Below are 20,574 nucleotides of genomic sequence, written 5' to 3' on the forward strand. Positions count from 1 at the left end.
ATGGAATCCAGTATAGCAATGAACACCTTGATTTTTTTGGGCGTTGCCATTATTATGGTTCCGCTGGCAAGAAAATTGGGTCTGAGCTCAGTAATCGGCTATATTCTGGGTGGAATTATCATCGGACCGTATCTCCTGAAACTTACAGGAAACGACGTCAATGATATTATGCATGCCAGTGAATTTGGAGTAATCATGCTTTTGTTTTTGGTAGGACTGGAACTTGAACCGAGAAAATTCTGGGAGATGCGGAAGAAAATCGTCGGGCTCGGGCTCACCCAGATGGCTCTGACAATTTTAATTTTATTCAGCATTTTCATGGTTGCAGGTTGGAGTACCAACAAAGCCATCGCCGTCGCCATGTGTTTTGCTTTATCTTCAACAGCAATCGTTCTCCAGACTTTACAGGAAAAAAACAACCTGAAAACTCTGGCAGGAGAAGCATCTTTTTCCACACTTTTGTTTCAGGATATTGCAGTAATTCCGATTTTGGCAATCTTACCGGTTTTGGCTCATACCAAAGCTAAAAACAGTGAAAATGAAGTTCAGGTCTTAATTCAGAAACTTCCAGACTGGCTTCAGGCCGGAACTGTGATTTTTGGCGTTGTCGCCTTGATTTTACTGGGAAGATATGTTTTTGTCCCATTCTTAAGATACGTTTCCAAAGCGGGAATGACCGAATTACTCACAGCCACTTCCCTCTTTCTGGTGATTGGCGTTTCAGAACTGATGGTTGCCATAGGATTATCTCCGGCTTTAGGAGCGTTTTTAGCGGGTGTAATGTTAGCAAACAGTGAATTCCGTCATGAACTGGAAGCACACATAGATCCGTTCAAAGGACTCTTGCTCGCCGTCTTTTTCGTCAGCGTGGGTTCAACAATGAATTTCAATGTTATTGCTGCAGATCCAACATTTATCTTCAGTACTGTATTTGTGGTTTTGGCCGTAAAGTTCGCTGTTCTTTTTGCCATCGGAAAATTCTTCAAAATAGATTCTCCGCAAAGTCTGTTTTACGCTTTTGCGCTTTCTCAGGTGGGTGAATTTGCCTTCGTATTAATCAATTACGCATCAGACTTATCACTTTTCAGTGCAGAAATGAATGCTCAGATGATGGCAGTTACTGCGATTACAATGTGCATTACGCCGATTCTTTTAATTATCAATGATAAAATAATCACTCCGAAATTCATCAGAGAAGTTCCCGAAACAAAATCGGATTTTAATATTCTCGAAAGCGATATTTCGCAGAAAAAAATCATCATCGTTGGTTTCGGTCATTTTGGAAGTACCGTCGGAAGGCTTCTGAAAGCCAATAAAATCACTGCAACCGTTCTCGACAGAGATTCTGACCGTGTGAAATTGTTGAGAAGTTACGGCTTTAAAGTCTATTACGGAGATGCCACAAGAATTCCCGTTCTACGAGCTGCCGGAATTGGAGATGCTGAAATTTTAGTTCTCTGTCTTGATGATCCGGATGACAACCGGTTTGTTGCTGAACTGGTTCGTGAGCAATATCCCGACGTGAAGATATTTGTCCGTGCAAAAAACAGAATTGATGCCTATGCTTATCTCGACAATGGAATTGACAATATTTACCGTGAAACTTTGGGAACTGCCGTTGATATGGCTGTAGATGTTCTGCAGGAAACAGGGATGAGAAAATATGCTGCCAGACGTTTAGGACAAAGATTTATGGCGATTGATAAAGCCTCCATCCGCAAGCTGGCAAAATCAAAAGATGATGAAGATATCCGCCTTTTCACCACAAAAGAAATCCTCCAGCGTGAGGAGGATTTACTGGCTTATGATAATTTAAATCTTGAAAATAAAGACTGGGAAACTTCATCTACAGAAGGTGAAGAGGAAGGCGATAAATAGTTACTGCAAACTTACGCTTCCGCCACTGCTTTCTTCTTTTGAAACGGTTGTCACATTTCCTTTTTTGAATCCATTGATTGATCCGCCTGAGGATGCATGAGCTTCAAATTTAGAAGAAACACCAATTTCAACGTTTGAACCGCTTGAAGATTCTGCTTTTACGTTTTCTGCAACCACTTCTTTTGCTGAAATCGTACTGCCTGAAGAGGCATTTAAATCGGCACCTTTAGTTTTTCCTGAAATATTCACTTCTCCAGCTGAAGAAGCTTCTACATTAAGATTTACAGCCCAGATTTGTCCTTTAAAAGTTCCGCTGCTGCCTGCATCAATATCCATTTCATTGGCTTCGAGTTTGCCCGAAATATGACCTGAACTGGAAACTTCTACATCGGTTTTATCCTGCGTAAACTGATCTCTTACCACGATAATTCCCGCAGAATTGGCTTCCAGTTTTTTGAAATCTTTCGCATAAATTTTAGCCTTCACATTATTTGTATTCATTACGCGGAAACCGTTTTTGTAATGAATATGCAATTCGCCGCCGCTGTTATCCACCAAAACCTCATCAATAATATTTGCCGGAGCAGAAATCACCACTCTTTCAACATCAGATTTAATTATTTCAGCTTCGATGGCTTGCGAAACTTCGATTTCGTCAAAATCTCCACTGAATTCCTTCTGTTTTAATGGCCCGTGATCTTTGTTGGTAACGTCCGGAAGCCATTTTGACTTTCCGTTTCTGCTCTCGCTTTCTTTGCAGGAAGCGAGCGTAACCAATCCTGATAAAAGTAAAATTGATGTGTATTTCATATATAAATTTTTATTTGATTAATAATGATGTCTTTTAATTCCGTCTGAATTTAAGAGCCTGTTTAAATTTCATCAAAATTAATTTCCCCCGACCCTAAAGGGAGTTAATTCTGATGAAATTTTCAAGGCATTTTTCCACCCTTTAGGGTTGGGGAAAAGAAAATGACTTGAAAATCTATTTTTAATCATTTTGAAACAGGCTCTAAATCTTAAAATCATGGCGGTTTGATTTTTTGATGTTTAAAAGTTTAGTTTTTAATATCTTTATATTTTAATAACAACTAAATTATGAAATCTCTTACAATTGACAATAAAAACCAATTTTAAAATCAAAAAAGAGACTTTATAATCTTTAAAACAATAAGTTTACATGAAAAATATTTCATCCGTATTGTTAGTTTCTGCTTTGGCATTTAACCATTCTTGTACCACCACAATGAAAACAACCGATGTAAAACAGGAAGTTCCTGTGCCCGATGCTTCGCTTTCGTCAAATCCTTTTATGAAGAAAAGCAAACTTCAGTACGAAGCTCCGGAATTTGATAAAATTAAAGATGAGCATTTCAAACCCGCTTTTGAATTTGGTCTGAAACAGCACGACGCTGAAATCCTGAAAATTGCCAATAATTCTGAAGCGGCAACTTTTGAAAACACCCTTGTAGCCTTGGAAAAAAGCGGCGAAGTTCTGAAAAGAGCAATGATTACATTTTCAAATCTGACGAGTGCCAATACCAACCCCACGCTTCAGGCTTTGGACGAAGAATTTGCTCCTGTTTTTGCAGCGCATTCCGATAAAATGTATCTGAATGAAAATCTTTATAAAAGAATTAAATCTATTTCAGACAGCGGTTTAGATTCTGAAAGAAAAAGACTTCTTCAGTTTTACAAACAGAATTTTGAAATCGCCGGAGCCAATCTTTCTGCGGCTGATAAAGAGAAATTGAAACAGGTCAATCAGGAAATGGCTTCTCTTTCCACTCAGTATTCAAATAAATTATTGGAAGCAAGAAAAGAAGGCGGAATCATCATTGACAATGTGAAAGAACTGGACGGACTTTCTCCTGACGAAATTGCTGCGGCTGCTGCCGATGCAAAAACTGCAGGGAAAGAAGGAAAATATCTTTTAGCCCTTCAAAACACAACGCAACAGCCCGTTTTACAAAACCTTACCAACCGTGCTACCCGTGAAAAAGTGTTCAAAGCTTCATGGATGAGAGCCGAAAAAGGCGGGAACAGCGACACGAGAGAAACCATTGAAAAACTGGCAAAATTAAGACTGAAAAAAGCCCAGATCTTAGGCAAAAAAAGCTTTTCAGAATGGAAACTGCAGGATCAGATGGCGAAAAATCCTGATGCTGCGGTAAAATTGATGAATCAATTGGTAACTCCCGCTGTGGAAACCGCAAGACGTGAAGCAAAAGATATTCAGGATTTGATTGACCAGCAGAAAGGTGGTTTCAAACTGGAACCTTGGGATTGGAATTTCTACGCTGAGCAGGTGAGAAAAGCGAAATTTGATTTAGATGAAAACCAAATCAAACCTTATTTTGAAATCACAACCGTTCTTGAGAGAGGCGTTTTCTTTGCCGCTGAAAAGTTCTATGGACTGACATTTAAAAAGAGAACCGATCTTCCGGTGTATCATCCAGATGTAGTAACGTATGAAGTTTTCGACCACGACGGAAAATCTTTGGCCATTTATTATTTAGATTTCTACACCAGAGATTCTAAAAATGGCGGAGCTTGGATGAGCAATTTTGTTGAGCAGTCTTATTTGTTAGGGACAAAACCTGTGATTGTAAATTGCTATAATTATCAGAAACCAGCAGCAGGAAAGCCTTCGCTAATCAGTTATGATGATGTGACAACGATTTTCCATGAGTTCGGACACTCTATACACGGGATGTTTGCGAGTCAGAAATATCCTTCACTTTCAGGAACCAATGTACCGAGAGATTTTGTAGAATTTCCTTCGCAGATTAATGAACATTGGGCATTAGATCCTGTCGTTTTAAAAAATTATGCACTTCATTACGAAACAAAGCAGCCGATTCCGCAGGCTTTAGTTGATAAAATTAAAAAAGCAGCCACTTTTAATCAAGGTTACATGACGACCGAACTGGTTTCTGCCGCTGCTCTGGATATGGATTGGCATTCTGTAACCAACGAAAGTCAGTTGCTTCCGGTTTTGGACTTTGAAAAACAATCTTTAAATAATCACGGATTTAATTTATCCACGGTTCCGCCAAGATATCACACACCTTATTTTGCACATATTTGGGGCGGTGGATATTCAGCAGGATATTATGCTTATTTATGGTCTGAAACTTTAGACAGCGACGCATGGGAATGGATTGAAAAAAATGGTGGACTGACCCGAGAAAACGGCGACCGTTTCAGAAAATTCATTCTATCTGTCGGAAATTCTGTTGATTTGAATCAGGCATTCAGAAACTTTACAGGACACGATCCGGATATTAAGCCGTTGTTGAGAAACAGAGGTTTTATTAAATAAAATTTGAAAGCATTCATTGATTTGGATGCTTTTTTTTATTGACACGAATGGCTCGAATTTCATACGAATAGTCCCAAATTTAGCTCTCGCAGATTTTGCTGATTGAGCTGATTTTTTGAGCATAAAATCTGTGTACATCTGTGACATCTGTGCGCTATTTGATTCTCACAGATTTACATAGTTGCGTGCTTAATATTCTTCGTTTAATTTAGAAAGAAGGGATAAGTTTCGGCTAAAGCCAATCGGATCAATTTAAATTACAGACGGGCTAAAGCCCGTCCCTATTGAACAATGCTTTGTGTAATTAGTGAAAAAATATTCGTGTACATTTGTGTTTTAAAAAGAAAATCAAAGAAAATGAACTGTCCATGTTGTTCCGGAAAAATCTATGAAGAATGTTGTAAACCTTTTCACAACGGAGAAAAATTTTCTCCGACCGCTGAAGCTTTGATGCGTTCAAGATTTTCGGCTTTTGCGATTCCGAATGGGAAATATTTAATGGAAACCACCTCGCCCAGCAAAAGACAGTTCCACAACACCAAAGATTTGCAGGAATGGGGAGAAATGAATGAATGGACAAAGCTGGAAATCGTCAGTAAACCATCGATGAATAAGGTAGAATTCAAAGCATATTACACCGATGAAGATGGCGAAAAAAATATCCATCACGAGTTATCGACATTTAAAATGATTCAAAACCGCTGGTACTACGTTTCAGGAGAATTTTTGGACTGATTATTTAACCACAAACTTCTAACACATAAGTCACAGAGATTTTTCTTGGTTTGAAAACATTTTTAGAACACATTAGAGAAAAAATCAAAGATTTTTAAAGTGAGTGTAAGTATTATCCTACATTCTTATATTGTGCATACAATGAAAATCTTTGATTTTCAAATCTCATGTGTTCTAAAATATTTTCAAAGTTTTAAAACTAAAACTAATGTGACTTATGTGTCAAAAAAAAATGTCCGCCATTTCTGCCGGACATTTCAATTTTATGTAGAAAACTCTTAGTGAGCCTCGTTTCCGTCGATACCATGAGCATGACCGTGAGATAATTCCTCTTCGGTTGCAGGACGCGTATTTAAAATCTCAACCTGAAAATCCAAAACTTTCCCAGCCATTGGGTGGTTAAGATCAGCAATTACAGCTTCAGGTGTCACTTCCACTACGAAAGCCTGGAAACTATTTCCTTCGTTATCAGACAAAGGCAAGATCGCTCCCACTGGTGGAATTCCAGCTTCTGCAAACATATCGATTGGCAACTGTGCGATTGCGTCTTCCTGCTTTTCGCCGTAAGCTTCCTCAGGCTGAATCACGAAAGCAGCAGTATCACCAGCCGTCAAACCGTGGATATTTTGCTCAAATTTAGGAATCATCATTCCCACACCATATAAAAATGTAAGCGGATTTTCTGCAGTTGTTTCTTCTACAAGGATTTTGCTCCCATCCTCTTCGATAGTGTGAAGAACATACTTTACAGCTACCACATGATTGTTGTCAATTGTCATATTTCTTTTTTTGCGTGAATTTTTTTTCACGATTAAACGGCACAAATATACTGTTTTTGAAAGAATTGAATCATTAAATATCTGTAAAGAATCATCCTCAACATACTACTTCTTATTTTTCGATTCTTCTCTTTTTTTCTGTCTCAAAACATAGAGATACAGACTTTCAACTTTCGCTCTTGCCCAGTCTGTTTTTCTCAAAAACTTCAGTGATGAGTTGATACTCGGGTTATCTGTAAAGCATTTGATATTGATCTGTTTCCCCAATTCCTCAAAACCCTGATAATATTCTACCAGTTCTTCAAGAATGGTATCGAGGCGTTTTCCGTGTAAAGGATCTTTTGATTGTTGTTCCATAATTTTGTAAAGTTAAATATTTCAATTTTAAACCTTATCTAAACCTTATAGGTTTTCAAAACCTATAAGGTTTCATGCTACAAATTCACTTGTAAGAAATGCACAGTTTTAAACCTAACGGGTTTTAGAAACCCGTTAGGCTTGATAGGGCAAAATTGTATTTGGTTATAAACGACTTGAAGCAAACCAACTGCAACTGCATTTTATTACAAACAAACTTGTTTTAAACAAAAGTATTCTGCATTTGGTTACAAACAACATTGAAACAAACCAACTGCAACTGCATTTGGTTACAAACAGGGTTGTTTTAAATAAAATGCAAACTCCGGAAGTCGCAAACAGGATTGTTTTAAACCTACGGAGGTTTATTTTAATTCTAAGTTGAGTTTTTTTTAATAATTATGTTTTCGAATTGAGCAAAAGCGTAAATGGATTGGTAATGTTTGATGTAAATTTGAACGAAGAAACCCAATCAATAAATAAAATCAAACATCTAAATTCAATCTGAAATAAAGTTTTCTCTGAAGAATAGATTAATTTAGCTAAATCAATTTCCAAAAAATTTATCTAAATTAAAATTGAGATGAGTAGAAATACAGATGCCAATAAAAAAATTCATAATAAGAAAATTGCCAACAAGAAGCGCAAGATTCAGGAGGCTGAAGCGAAAAGAAAAAACCGCTTGAAGGAAATGCGCGAAAATACTAAAGCAAAATTGGCTGCCGAACAGGAAAACGAATCTCAAATATTATGAAAATTCTTCACACCGCCGATTGGCATTTGGGTAAACGTCTCGACCGTTTTTCACGTCTGGAAGAACAGGTTTTAGTCATGAATGAAATCGTCCAGATTGCCGATGAACAAAATGTTGATTTAGTTTTAATCGCCGGAGATTTATTTGATACTTTCAATCCGTCAACTGAGGCTGTCGAGCTTTTTTACAAAACCTTAAAACGTTTATCTTTAAATGGAAAACGGCCCGTCATCGCCATTTCCGGAAATCATGATTCGCCCAATCTGATCGATGCGCCAGATCCGTTAGCGAGAGAATGCGGGATTATTTTAATTGGTCATCCAAAAGCAACGGTTCACCCTTTTGAGCTGGAGCATTTTAAAATTTCAAAATCTGCCGCCGGTTTTTTGGAACTGGAATTTAAAAATCATCCTATTCCTGTCAGAATTTTGCATACACCTTATGCGAATGAAGTTCGTCTGAAAGAATATTTCGGAGAAAATAAAGAAATTGAACTCAACAATGTTTTAAGAGAAAACTGGAAACAAATTGCCGATGAATTCTGTGATGAAAATGGAGTCAATCTTTTGATGACGCATTTGTACATGAACAAAAAAGGTGCACCACTTTTAGACGAACCGGAAGGCGAAAAACCTATTAAAATTGGAAATGCAGACCTCGTTTTTTCAGATATTATTCCGCCACAAATTCAATATACGGCTTTAGGGCATCTGCATCGTTTTCAGAATATCGGTACAGAAGAAAAACCTGTTGTTTATTCGTCTTCACCATTGTGTTACAGTTTTAGCGAGGCTGGACAGACGAAATTTGTTTCCATCATCAATTCTGAACCCAATAAAAATGTTTCATTTGAGAAAATTGCTTTACAAAATGGCAAAAAGCTTGTCAGAAAAACGTTTGATTCGGTTGAAAATACGGTGGAATGGCTTCAGGAAAACCCGAATACTCTGGTAGAATTAACTTTAGAAAGCGAAACTTTTTTAAAAGCCGAAGAAAGAAAACTGATTTACCAGTCACATGGCGGCATCGTCCATCTGATTCCAAAAGTCCGAAATCAGGATTTTAATGAAAATCAGCTGAGCGAAATCAATCTTAATCAGGATATTCAGGCGTTGTTTAAGGATTATTTTAAATCTAAAAACGGCGGACAGGAAGCCAATGAAGATTTGATTCATCTGTTTAATGAAATCGTTTCCGAAAAATAATTTTTTACAAAATATTTTTAAACCATTAAGATTTATAAGTTGTTTAGATGTATTAAGGAAAATAAATTTCTTAAGATGCACCGCTTAATTTTGCCTGCAAAACCTTAACCCCAACTTAAACTCTTCAATCACTTAATGGTTCAAATTTTAATACCATCATTATGATTCCAATTCAATTGACTTTAGAAGGTCTTTATTCTTATCAGGAACGTCAGATAATCTACTTTGAAAATCTGACGGAGGCGGGGCTCTTCGGAATTTTCGGAGCGGTTGGCTCGGGGAAATCTTCTATTCTCGAAGCTATCTCTTTTGCTTTGTACGGCGAAACTGAACGTTTAAATTCGAGAGACAAACGTGCTTACAATATGATGAATCTGAAATCAAATAAATCTTTAATTGAGTTTGATTTTATTAATTACGAAAACAAAAAATTCCGTGCAAAGAGAGAATTTAAACGGAATTCAAAGAATTTTGAGGATGTAAAAACTCCGGAAGTTACTTTCTACGAATGGAAAAATGAAGCATGGATTCCTTTGGAACATTCGAGTGCGGAAACAATTATTGGTTTAAGTTATGCCAATTTTAAGCGGACGATTATCATTCCGCAAGGACAGTTCAAGGAATTTCTGGAATTGGGAGCGACAGAACGAACGAATATGATGAAGGAAATTTTCGGACTTCACCGTTTTGATTTGCAGGGAAATATTTCGGCTTTAAATGCTAAAAATAAATCAGAGCTCGATCAGTTAGAAGGTCAGTTGAAAGGTTTTGAGGAAGTGAATGATGAGCAGATTTCGGTTCAGAAAGAATATTTAAAACTGGAGCAGCAAAAGTTTGAAGAAGTAAAGATTAAGTTTAAAAATATTGATGAAAAATACCAGCGGCTCAACAGTTTAAAAACAGATTTTGAGTCACTCAAACAGAGAAAGTCTGATTTTGAAAAACTAAATTTTCAAAAAATAGAAATTGATGAATTAGAAATTAAAACTGAACTTTTCGATAAAGTTTTCAGGATTTTCACACCGATTCTTGCTGAAAAAAATAAGCTTCAGAAAGAAATTTCAGAACAACAGAAAAATAGAGAAACACAATTCAAAAACCTGCAGGAAACCGAAGTACAATCTGAAAATATTAAGAATAAACTTTTGGCAATTCAGCCGAAATATGAAGCTTTAAATCAATCTAAAATTCAGGAAAATGATCTGAATCTTATTATTCAAATGCTCAGGTTTTCAAGTGAAATTGAAACTTTAAAGGAGCGTTCGAAAAAAGGTTCGGAAAAAGTGAAAGAAGTTGAATCGAGTCAGAAATTAATTCAAAGTAAAATTGAGGAACTATCTAACAATTCAGAACTTTTAAAACCGAAAAAATTAGATTCCCATTTACTTTTAAATGTCGGAAATTGGTTTTCAGAAAAGAAAAAACTTTCAGAAAGCTTACACAATCAGACTGAAAAAATAAACATAAAAAAACTTGAAATCGGAAAAATTTCGGATGAATTAAAAACTTTTGAAATTAATCCTGAAACTTTTAAAAATGATTTTAAAACTCAGACTGAAACCTTAGAAAATCAGAAGAAAATACTTTCTGAAAAGCGAAATCACCTGGAAGTCCAGCAGAAATTGACGCATTTTGCGAGTGAATTGCATGACGGAGAATCGTGTCCGCTTTGTGGTGCCTTGGAGCATCCGAATATTGTGGAGTTTGATGATGTAAATACAGAATTAAATGAAATTCAGAAACAAATCGAGCAACTTGATATTCAAAAAGAAAAGATTCAAAAAAAATCTTTAGAAATTGAAAAAATACTTGACAGAAAAACCATTTTTGAGGCGCAGCTAAAATCTGAAGAAGAAAATTTCAAGCAGATTCAAACGCAAACTGATGAGCATTTAAAAAACTTTATCTGGACAGAATTTAATGCTGAAAACCTAAATGATTTTGAGGAAAAACGTCAGCAATCTTTCTCGATTGAAAAACAAATCGAAGAACTGAATCAGCAAATTGGTTTAGAGCAAAAAAATCTTGAAAAGGAAAGAGAAAATCTTGAAAAGTTCAGGAATGCTTTAGATAAAATTAATAGTGATGAAGCAGGATTCAACGGGCAGTTAAAAACAAATGAAAGCAATCTGAAACTTTTGCAATGGCTTGATTTTAAAGAAAAAACAGCCGTTGAAGTAGAAGACATTTACACAAAACTTTCAAAATCAAATATTGAAACTGAACAAAATTATCAGCAGTTAATTGTAGCTGAAAAAGAAATTTCGCCAAAATTGGCTGAACAAAAAACAATTGTCATTCAATTAGAAAAAAGAATTTCTGACTTGAAAAAAGAAATCTCTGAGAACGAAAATATTTTAACGAAATCCTTAGTTGAGAATGATTTCATTGACGAGAATGCTGTTCAAAATATTCTTTTGCAGGAAATCAACGTTCAGGAAGCGAGAAACAGAATTCAGCAATTCAGAATTCAGTTTGAAATTATAAAAAGTGACATTCGTAATCTGGAAGCCAAACTGAAAGATTTTTCATTTGATGAAGCGCAGTTTGCAGAAACAGAAAATCAGTTTAAAATTCTTGAAAATGATTTAAAAACTGCCAATGATTCTGTGGTGAAAATTTCTGCAGAGATCGAGCGTTTGGAAAAAGAATTTAAGAAAAAAGAAGATCTTTTAAAGCAATATTTACAACTCGAAAAGCGTGCAGAAAATCTGAAAATCATGACCAATCTCTTTAAAGGAGCCGGTTTTGTACAGTATGTTTCATCAATCTATCTTCGACAGTTGTGTGATCACGCCAACGTACGTTTCCATCGTATGACGAGAAATCAACTGAGCTTACAACTGAATGAAAATAACGATTTTGAAATCATCGATTACCTCAACGAAGGCCGCAGCCGAAGTGTGAAAACGCTTTCCGGCGGACAGTCTTTTCAGGTTTCTTTAAGTCTGGCTTTGGCTTTGGCAGAAAGTGTACAGACGAATGCACAGTCGGAGAAAAATTTCTTTTTTATTGATGAAGGTTTCGGAACGCAGGATGTGGAATCTGTAAATATTGTCTTTGAAACACTGATGAATCTTCAGAAAGAGAACAGAATTGTGGGAATTATTTCGCACGTGGAAGAACTTAAGGAAAAAATTCCGATTTCTCTAAACATCGTGAAAGATGAGGAAAGAGGCAGTTTGATTGAGGTTGTATAAATAAAATGACTTTTTACGGTTACCGCAAAGCATTTTTAATATTTATGAAGAAAATTTAAAAATTTTTAGAAATTATTGTAAAATAATTTTATATTTAACAAGACATTCATTTTCATGATTTGTGTTTTGGTTTAGGTACAGAGCGGTTGAAAAAACCGCTCTGTTTTATTTTATACAATCTGTTTACAAGACTATTTTCGCAGTAAAATAATCCTTATTCCGGGAATTCCGGAGATGAATATCAGACGATTAATCTCTTTTCACAGAAAAAAACTCCACAGAAATATATCCTGCAGAGTCTTCATTTTATCTTACCTGTTTTGAAATTTCATTTCCAAAAAGCTCAATCGATTTTCTCATTACTTCATCAGCAGGGTCGCCAACATCCATGTGACCGATAAATCTGGTGATTCCGAAGATATCTTTAATGTAATTGATTTTATCGGCAACCTGCTCTGCACTTCCAATAAACAAAGCTCCATCTTCACTTCTACCACCCTCGTACTGCATCTTTGTGTAAGGAGCCCATCCTCTGGACGATCCAATTCTGTCCATCTGAGATTTGTAAGTGTAAAAATATTCATCGATCACCTTCTGATCTTCACTTACAAAAGTGTGCGAATGAATAGCAATCTGCATATCAGCTTCAGGATGACCGGCTTTCAGGTATTCCTGTTTGTAAAATTCAATGAGGCTTTTAAACTGAATCGGCATTCCTCCAATGATGGCAACCACTAAAGGCATTCCCAACTGAGCAGCATTCAAAACCGATTGCGGAGTTCCACCAACAGCTCTCCATATTGGAAGTCTGCCATTATTTTTTGCTCTCGGATAAACGGTTTGATTCTGCATCGGGGCACGAAGTTTCCCTGACCAAGAAACATTCTCTTCTGAATTAATTTTTAACAACAATTCTAATTTCTCGTCGAAAAGCTGCTCATAATCATTCAAGGAATAGCCGTACAGTGGAAAAGATTCAATGAAACTTCCACGACCTACGAAAATCTCGGCTCTACCGTCTGAAATGAGATCTAAAGTTGCAAAATCTTCATATACTTTTACAGGTTCAGATGAACTTAAAACCGTAACACCGCTTGCGAGCTTAATATTTTTGGTGACACTTGCTGCAGCTGCCAAAACCATTTCGGGCGAAGAAACGGCATAATCCGCACGGTGATGCTCTCCCATTGCGAAAACATCTATTCCTACCTCATCCATCAGTTTTACCTGACCGATGATTTCTCTGATTTTGATGCCAGCATCTCTGTATTTTCCTGTTTTTTGGTCGAAGGCGACATCGCCGAACATTCCTATTCCTAATTCCATATTATTGATATTTATAGAGCAAAATTAGTTGAATGAATGTTTAAAAACGTTGATGTTTGATAAGAATGGAATGATTACGAATTCCACGAATATTTTTACGAATGACACGAATTATTATGAATTATAAAAAAATTCCAGCCTTTTTAAGACTGGAATTAATATTTAATGAAATTTTAATAGCAATAGGCAAAAAGCCACTTGCCAAAAGCCGGAAGCCATCTACTTCTTCAGATTCTGATCAAAATAATCAGTCACTTTCTGCATCAAATGCACCCGGTCCTTTCCAATCACGTTATGCGGATGCCCCGGATAAACAAAATAATCAATCTGAACACCATTATCCACCGCCGCTTTGATGAATTTCATTGAATGTTGCCAAACCACAACATCATCCTGCGCGCCATGAATCATTAATAATTTGCCGTTCAGATTTTGAGTTTTATCTAAAAGGTTTGCTGTAGCATAACCTTGCGGATTTTCCTGTGGAGAATCCATATATCTTTCGCCATACATGATTTCGTACATGCTCCAGTCGATTACCGGACCTCCTGCAACTCCTACTTTGAAAACATCCGGCTGACGAAGCATAAAACTTGTCGTCATAAAACCACCAAAACTCCAACCGTGAATTCCCAGTTTTTCAGAATCTACATAAGGAAGAGATCTTAAATAATCCACACCTTTCATCTGGTCGTTCATTTCGGTAGTTCCTAAGTTTCTGAAAACAGCCTGCTCAAACTTCAAACCACGGTTGGCAGAGCCTCTTCCGTCCATCGTGAAAATGACGTAATCATTCTGAGCCATATATTCGTACCAAAGATTTCCCGAAGCAGGGAAAGTATTGTTAACCAACTGCAAATGCGGCCCGTTATAAAGGTATACAATAGCCGGATATTTTTTAGCCGGATCAAAATTGGTGGGAAGGATGATTTTTCCATACAAAATTGTTCCGTCGTCTGCTTTTAAATTGATGCTTTTAATTTCCGGTCTTGCGTAATTCTTCAAAGGATTTTCAGCAGTCAACAGGTTTTGAATTTTCAAAGTCGTGGTGTTGATTACGTTTACCTTTCTTGGAGTATTGGCGTTTGAGTAAGTATCATAAAGATAATTTCCATCGGCGCTCAAAACTCCGGCATGTGTTCCTTCAGCATCGTCGAGTCTCTGTTTTTTGTAGGAATTCCAGTTGATTCTATATAAATGTCTTTCTGTGGGGCTGACTTCTGTCGAGGTGTAATAAATATCTTTTTTCTTTTCGTTGAAACCCAAAACATCAGTTACCAGCCAGTCCCCTTTCGTAATCTGGGCAATCAAACCTTTCTCTAAATTGTAATGAAACAAATGATTGTATCCCGATCTCTGACTCTGCCAGATGAAATCTGTATTTGAATTTGGGAAAAACAAAAGCGGATGCTGTGGCTCCACATATTTATCGCTTTTCTCTTCGAATAAAGTTTTAACTAAATTTCCCGTTGCCGCATCGTACTGATTCATCTGTAAATGATTCTGGCCACGGTTAAGCACGCCCACAAAAATATATTTCGAATCCGGACTCCATGTCACTGCCGTTAAATACTGATCTTTTTCGCCATCAATTTTTAAGTAGCTTGTGGATTCAGTTTTAATATTAAAAATACCTAACGTTACTTCATGCGAAGTTTTCCCAGCCATCGGATATTTGATGTTCGTATTGACAGCGGGAGTCACAGACCAATTGATGATAGGATAATCTGCAACCATGGTCTGATCCATTTTGTAGAACGCTACCGACTCTGAATTGGGTGCGGGAAAAATTCCGGTATCAATCCCGAATTCGTTTCTGTGAACATTGCTTGCTCCAAAAAGAATATTTTCGTTGGCTTCATTGCTCACAGCAATCGTTCTTCCATTTTTATTAACGAAAAGATTATTCTTATCCGTAAATGCAAAGGTTTGATTGTCATTAAATACTTTGAAATTCTCAGCAGTTTTCGGCATTTCGGCAGATTTTTTAGCCTTCCATTCGCTGCCGGATTTTTCTACCCAGACCATTTTACTACCGGACATATAATAACCTTTGGAGGCATCTGTAAATTTTACCTGTGGAAAACCTTTCAGCTTATTTTCTGCCAAGCCTTTATTTAATTGGTTTAATGAAACCAGAGTATCCTGTTTTCCGGTTTTGATATCTGTAATCAGATAACCATTCTTTACTGCATTGATGTAGGATTTTCCATCTGCAGACCATGAGAACTGAGAAATATTTTTCACAGCCAGATTGGTTCGTAAACCGTTGACAGCTTCTGCCATCGTGAATTTTTGGGTTTGAGCGAAAGCCGTCCCTCCCAAAAGAATCATCATTAAAGATAATTTATGTAGTTTCATAAGTAAAATTTCATTTTTGTATCAATAATATGTCGTCCGGCAGCAGGATAATTATACATAAAACCATATTTCTGATGCCATTTTCATAAAATTAAATAGAATCTGCCAAAAATAAGAAATAAATATCAGCCATTAAACAGTTGGAAATGAAATGAGATTTTAGCGACTAAAATGTTTATCAAAAAAATTTGTAATTCTCTTTTAATTCAAAACAAAACATACACTCAGCATCTGAGCACCTTTTTTCAGGCAATACTGATTGTGATGGAGAGATTTAATTTAGCCAAAATTCAGGCTTAATTAAAGTCATCAATTATAAATTTTCGTAAGTAATATTTCACTGAAATAATGGATTAAAAATAAAAAGTGCTTGTTTTCAATATATTATGCGTACATTTGTGCCATAATCAGGCTCCTGCCAACGCTACTTCTGAAACTTTGAGTTCGCTCTTCTATCAGTTTTCGCTTTTACAGTCGCTAATTTTTGTCGTCACAGAACAGGTGCAGTACCTTTTTTCAACCTGAATAGCTTCAGGATCTAAAAATTTCCAACATCATTTTTTTGCTTACAAATCGATTTATTATGGTTTTGACCTGCTGATCAGAACGATAATGGCAACAGCCAACCAATTTATCAGCAAATACAATAATTTTTTTAATACAATACAATGCAACAAGGAACAGTAAAATTCTTTAACGACACCAAAGGATTTGGTTTTATTACACCATCAACAGGAGGTCAGGATGTTTTCGTACACACTTCAGGATTAGTAGACACTATCCGTGAAAATGATGTAGTAACATTTGATTTACAAAACGGAGCAAAAGGCGTTAACGCAGTTAACGTGAAAAAAGCGTAATCTCAGAAGACTAAACATCTTCAATCGTAATACAGGCAGATAATTTATTTTATCTGCTTTTTTTTGTGCTTAAAATTCCTCATTTCAGATCTAATTTCTGAGATAAATGTTACAAATGTTTTTATTCGTTAGCTTGCAGATTTTCACAGTTTCCTTTCATTCCGCAGGGATCTGAACTATTACATTTAATTTTTTTTGGATTTCGTACTTGTGGGAAAATTCCATGCACGGGTACAAGAAACTTTCTCATTTTCCGGCAAGTTTGCTGCAGGGGTGCAACAAGCTTGCCGATTACCGGCAGGCTTGTAGCTAGGGTGCGACAGGCTTTTATGCTTACCGGCAAACCTGTTGCTAGGGTGCAGGGACATCTATTGATGGGCTTTTGAGGTTTTTTTATCTATTTTCATTAAAAGGATGTTCATTATAAAAATTATGAAAGAGAACTATACCTTGAGAATCCCCTTGCTTTAGATATCAAGGAAAGAGATTCGCCGCATCAATTAACCTAAAACTAACGCATAAGAATTCCCCTCCTTTGGAAATCGAGGAAGTAGATTCGCCGCATCAATTAAACTAAAACTGACGCATGAGAATTCCCCTCCTTTGGAGGGGTGGCGAAAATTCGACAGAATTTTTGACGGGGTGGTTTCTTAAAATACATTCTTCTGTACTAAAGCAAATCCATTTCAAAAAAAGCACCTAGCCGTGATAGCAGCGGTTACCCCACAGCAAGGGAGGGCATCAGCGGTGGCGCGAGGAGTATGAGCGGATAGCACGAAATAGCTCCCAAAAAAAATGAGCAATGGGTGATGATTGATGATTGATGGATGATGGATGATAGGTGATTGTATTGAGTGAGGTTGTAGATTTTGAGGTTAAATTTTTATTAAAATTTAGATTTCTTATCCTAAATCAATGGATGAAAAACTAGTCTTGCCCTAAATTTGCTTCATTAAATAACAATTAAAAATCAAAATATTATGTCTACAAAATGGAATCTTGATCCTACACACAGCGAAGTTACTTTTAAAGTAAAACACATGATGATCTCTAATATTAAAGGTCAGTTCAAAAGTTTCAATGCAGATATTGAAGCTGATGACGACACTTTTAAAAGCGCAAAAGTGAATGCTACTATTGATGTAGATTCAATCTTTACCAACAATACAGACAGAGACAATCACTTGAAATCTGCCGAATTTTTCAACGCTGAAGCCAACCCAACGATCACTTTCGAATCTACATCTTTGAACGACGAAGTGGAAGGAAATCTTACCGTAAACGGAATTACAAAACCTGTTGTTTTGACTGTTGAATTCGGGGGTGTGAACGTTGATCCTTGGGGAAATACCAAAGCAGGTTTTTCTTTTGAAACAAAAATCAACAGAAAAGATTTTGGTCTGAACTGGAACGCAGCTCTTGAAGCAGGTGGTGTAATGGTGAGCGAAGAAGTAAAAATAGCAGGCGAATTGCAGTTTGTTAAGCAAGCTTAATTTTGTTTCTAACCACAAAAGTCACAAAAGCTTTTGAAGTTTCTAAGTTTTACAAAAGTTCAAAAAAGAGAGCGTTACTGAACATTGATCTTTTTTGAACTTTTAAAAGTAATTTTTAAAAACTTCTGTTTTGTGACTTTTGTGGTTTAAATTTTTTAACGTTTCTTTTTTTTAAATATGAATCTCCACGATCTCGAAAACATCAGCAGCGGTTTTAAATCATCTCAAAAAATGCCTGTCCTTTTTCTCGGGCACGGTTCGCCGATGAATGCGATTGAAGAAAACCAGTTTGTACAGGGATTCCGAAAAGCAGCTCAGGAAATCGAAAAACCAAATGCTATTCTCTGTATTTCTGCACATTGGCTGACGAGAGGAACTTTTGTTACCGCTATGGAAATGCCCAAAACTATTCATGATTTCGGAGGTTTTCCGCAGGAACTTTTTGATGTTGAGTATCCAGCTCACGGAAGTCCTGAACTGGCAAGTGAAGTGGTGAATATTTTAAACCCTTTGGTCGAGGAAGATCATAGCTGGGGATTGGATCATGGAGCCTAGTCTGTCATCAAACACATGTATCCCGAAGCTGACATTCCTGTGATTCAGATGAGTATTGATTATAATAAGCCTCCACAATACCATTTTGATTTAGGAAAAAGACTTTCAAAACTTCGAGAAAAAGGAATTTTAATTATCGGAAGCGGAAACATTGTTCACAACCTCAGAATGGTCGACTGGAAAAACATCAATACCGTTGGAGCCGGCTGGGACTGGGCAATCGAAGCAAGAGAAAAAACCAACAACTGGCTGACTGAAGGGAATTTTCAAAATCTGATTGATTACCGCAGCCATGGAACATCGCTGGAATACGCCATTCCTACTCCCGATCATTATTTTCCATTGCTGTATACTTTAGGTTTAAAAGAAAAAACGGAAGATCTGAGACTTTTTAATGATGAGCTTATTGCAGGATCGCTCAGCATGACGAGTGTGAGGATTGGCTAAAAACAAGCTTTAAACATAACTGTTTAGTTTATTTCAAGATAAAACCGATTAAATTTCACATGAAATAGATCTATTCATTGCGGTTATTTTTTTATCACTATATTTTTAGTAATATTGTAAACCATGAAAAAAACAATATTACTTTTATTGATCCTCTTACCGTTCTATCTTGTTATAGCTCAAAAGGTCAAAGGAACGGTGGTCAATGACTTAGGCAAACCAATCCCGCAGGCAAACATCTACGTTGACGGAACAAAAACGGGAACAATATCTGCAGAAGACGGAAGTTTCAGCTTAGATATTCCGAACGTTAAAAATGGAATTCTTGTTTTTTATAAAGATGAGTATGACTCTTATTCTATTAACGTTTCAGAAGTTTTAAACAAAACTTTAAAGGTTGAATTACTGAAGACCACGAAGATTGAAGAAGTAAAGATCATTCCTTACACAGAAGCGACTTATAAGCGCTACATTGGTCATTTTCTGAATGCATTTATTGGAAATGATCATGAAAATGTTAAGATTAAAAACCAAAGAACGCTCAAGTTCTCCTACGACTCAGAAAATAAAATTCTTCGCGTAAAAGCTCCCCAAACTTTAATCATCGAAAATAAAAACCTGGGCTATACCATTAATTATAATCTGGTGGAATTTGTCTCTGAATTTGACAACCAAACCACAAGGTTTTACGGTACCAGTTTTTTTACAGAAACAAAAAGTAATTCAAAAATGAAATTGAACAGAATGAACGCTTTCGACGGAAGTCAGGTTCATTTTTTCAGAAGTGTTTATGCTAAAAAAGTAGAATCAGAAGGTTTCATTGTTAATCAAATCACGAAATTTCCGAATGACAAATACCCAACAGATGCAGAATTACAACGCCTGAAAGATTTTGCTGAAGATTTTAAAGCTAAAAAGAGTTTAAATATTCCACCAGACTTATTAGAGATTGCCAGCAGAAAAAGAAGTGAAGTTCCTTACAAAATTGCAATCACCAAACTTCAAATCCCTGAAACAGATTATACAAAAATAACGGATGGAAAGTTAATTTTGAATTATGATTACATGATGCAGATTAACTTCAAAAAATACTTTTACGAATACAAAAAAGGTCAGTTTGTAAAAACAAAAATTCCAATTGTTCAAACTTCCTATCTTCATCCGGAAGGAGAAACTTTTGAGATAAGCTCTGACGGAAACACGTCCAATCCCGGAATGCTGACCAATCAGGGAGAATTTGCCAACAATAAAATAGAAAATCTGCTGCCTTTAGATTATCAGTTAGGTGACTAAACGAAA

Annotated in this window: 14 protein-coding genes and 1 pseudogene; 10 read left to right on the top strand and 5 right to left on the bottom strand. The window is 36.3% G+C overall.

Annotation, left to right across the window (positions count from 1 at the left end):
* Positions 1-1,878: a monovalent cation:proton antiporter-2 (CPA2) family protein gene (locus AC2A1G_RS18555; RefSeq protein WP_484048372.1), complete on the top strand. Its 1,878-nt coding sequence runs from the start codon at positions 1-3 to the stop codon at positions 1,876-1,878.
* Here AC2A1G_RS18555 and AC2A1G_RS18560 read toward each other — a convergent pair whose 3' ends face one another.
* Positions 1,879-2,688: a head GIN domain-containing protein gene (locus AC2A1G_RS18560; RefSeq protein WP_484048373.1), complete on the bottom strand. Its 810-nt coding sequence runs from the start codon at positions 2,686-2,688 to the stop codon at positions 1,879-1,881.
* A gap of 370 nt (positions 2,689-3,058) precedes the next feature.
* Between AC2A1G_RS18560 and AC2A1G_RS18565 the strand changes: the two genes are divergently transcribed.
* A complete protein-coding gene (locus tag AC2A1G_RS18565; RefSeq protein ID WP_484048374.1) occupies positions 3,059-5,203 on the top strand; it encodes a M3 family metallopeptidase in 2,145 nt (714 codons plus the stop codon).
* A gap of 357 nt (positions 5,204-5,560) precedes the next feature.
* Entirely contained in the window at positions 5,561-5,938 is a 378-nt protein-coding gene (locus AC2A1G_RS18570; protein WP_484048375.1) for a YchJ family protein, read from the top strand.
* 278 nt (positions 5,939-6,216) lie between these two features.
* Here the strand turns inward: AC2A1G_RS18570 and AC2A1G_RS18575 are convergent, their stop codons facing one another.
* Both AC2A1G_RS18575 and AC2A1G_RS18580 read right to left on the bottom strand, forming a co-directional pair.
* Positions 6,217-6,717: an FKBP-type peptidyl-prolyl cis-trans isomerase gene (locus AC2A1G_RS18575; protein ID WP_484048376.1), complete on the bottom strand. Its 501-nt coding sequence runs from the start codon at positions 6,715-6,717 to the stop codon at positions 6,217-6,219.
* A gap of 105 nt (positions 6,718-6,822) precedes the next feature.
* Positions 6,823-7,074, bottom strand: a complete 252-nt coding sequence (locus tag AC2A1G_RS18580) for a VF530 family protein (RefSeq protein WP_484048377.1) — start codon at positions 7,072-7,074, stop codon at positions 6,823-6,825.
* A 583-nt stretch (positions 7,075-7,657) separates the two neighbouring features.
* On the opposite strand from AC2A1G_RS18580, the gene AC2A1G_RS18585 reads away from it, so the two are divergent.
* The 3 genes from AC2A1G_RS18585 (at position 7,658) to AC2A1G_RS18595 (ending at position 12,233) form a co-directional block, all read left to right on the top strand.
* Complete coding sequence (locus AC2A1G_RS18585) at positions 7,658-7,828, top strand: hypothetical protein (RefSeq protein WP_262151157.1); 171 nt, start codon at positions 7,658-7,660, stop codon at positions 7,826-7,828.
* Positions 7,825-9,033 carry a metallophosphoesterase family protein gene (locus tag AC2A1G_RS18590; protein WP_484048378.1) on the top strand — a complete coding sequence of 403 codons (1,209 nt, stop codon included), beginning with the start codon at positions 7,825-7,827 and terminating at the stop codon, positions 9,031-9,033. Before AC2A1G_RS18585 ends, AC2A1G_RS18590 begins: the two co-directional genes overlap by 4 nt.
* Before the next feature lie 161 nt (positions 9,034-9,194).
* Entirely contained in the window at positions 9,195-12,233 is a 3,039-nt protein-coding gene (locus tag AC2A1G_RS18595) for an AAA family ATPase (RefSeq protein ID WP_484048379.1), read from the top strand.
* Between the two features lie 306 nt (positions 12,234-12,539).
* On the opposite strand, the gene AC2A1G_RS18600 is transcribed toward AC2A1G_RS18595, so the two are convergent.
* The gene (locus tag AC2A1G_RS18600; protein WP_484048380.1) at positions 12,540-13,559 is read right to left on the bottom strand and encodes an LLM class flavin-dependent oxidoreductase; all 1,020 of its coding nucleotides are present in this window, start codon (positions 13,557-13,559) and stop codon (positions 12,540-12,542) included.
* Positions 13,560-13,778: 219 nt separating this feature from the next.
* Complete coding sequence (locus AC2A1G_RS18605; RefSeq protein WP_484048381.1) at positions 13,779-15,920, bottom strand: S9 family peptidase; 2,142 nt, start codon at positions 15,918-15,920, stop codon at positions 13,779-13,781.
* 668 nt (positions 15,921-16,588) lie between these two features.
* Between AC2A1G_RS18605 and AC2A1G_RS18610 the strand changes: the two genes are divergently transcribed.
* From AC2A1G_RS18610 to AC2A1G_RS18625, 4 genes and pseudogenes are all read left to right on the top strand, one after another.
* A complete protein-coding gene (locus tag AC2A1G_RS18610; protein WP_056034800.1) occupies positions 16,589-16,780 on the top strand; it encodes a cold-shock protein in 192 nt (63 codons plus the stop codon).
* A gap of 980 nt (positions 16,781-17,760) precedes the next feature.
* Complete coding sequence (locus AC2A1G_RS18615) at positions 17,761-18,273, top strand: YceI family protein (RefSeq protein ID WP_484048382.1); 513 nt, start codon at positions 17,761-17,763, stop codon at positions 18,271-18,273.
* 177 nt (positions 18,274-18,450) lie between these two features.
* Positions 18,451-19,275 (top strand): annotated as a pseudogene (gene ygiD, locus AC2A1G_RS18620) (4,5-DOPA-extradiol-dioxygenase).
* Between the two features lie 123 nt (positions 19,276-19,398).
* Positions 19,399-20,568: a carboxypeptidase-like regulatory domain-containing protein gene (locus AC2A1G_RS18625; RefSeq protein ID WP_484048383.1), complete on the top strand. Its 1,170-nt coding sequence runs from the start codon at positions 19,399-19,401 to the stop codon at positions 20,566-20,568.
* The last annotated feature ends 6 nt before the right edge of the window (positions 20,569-20,574 follow it).

Source organism: Chryseobacterium sp. HNCC26DJ240 (assembly GCF_057180485.1).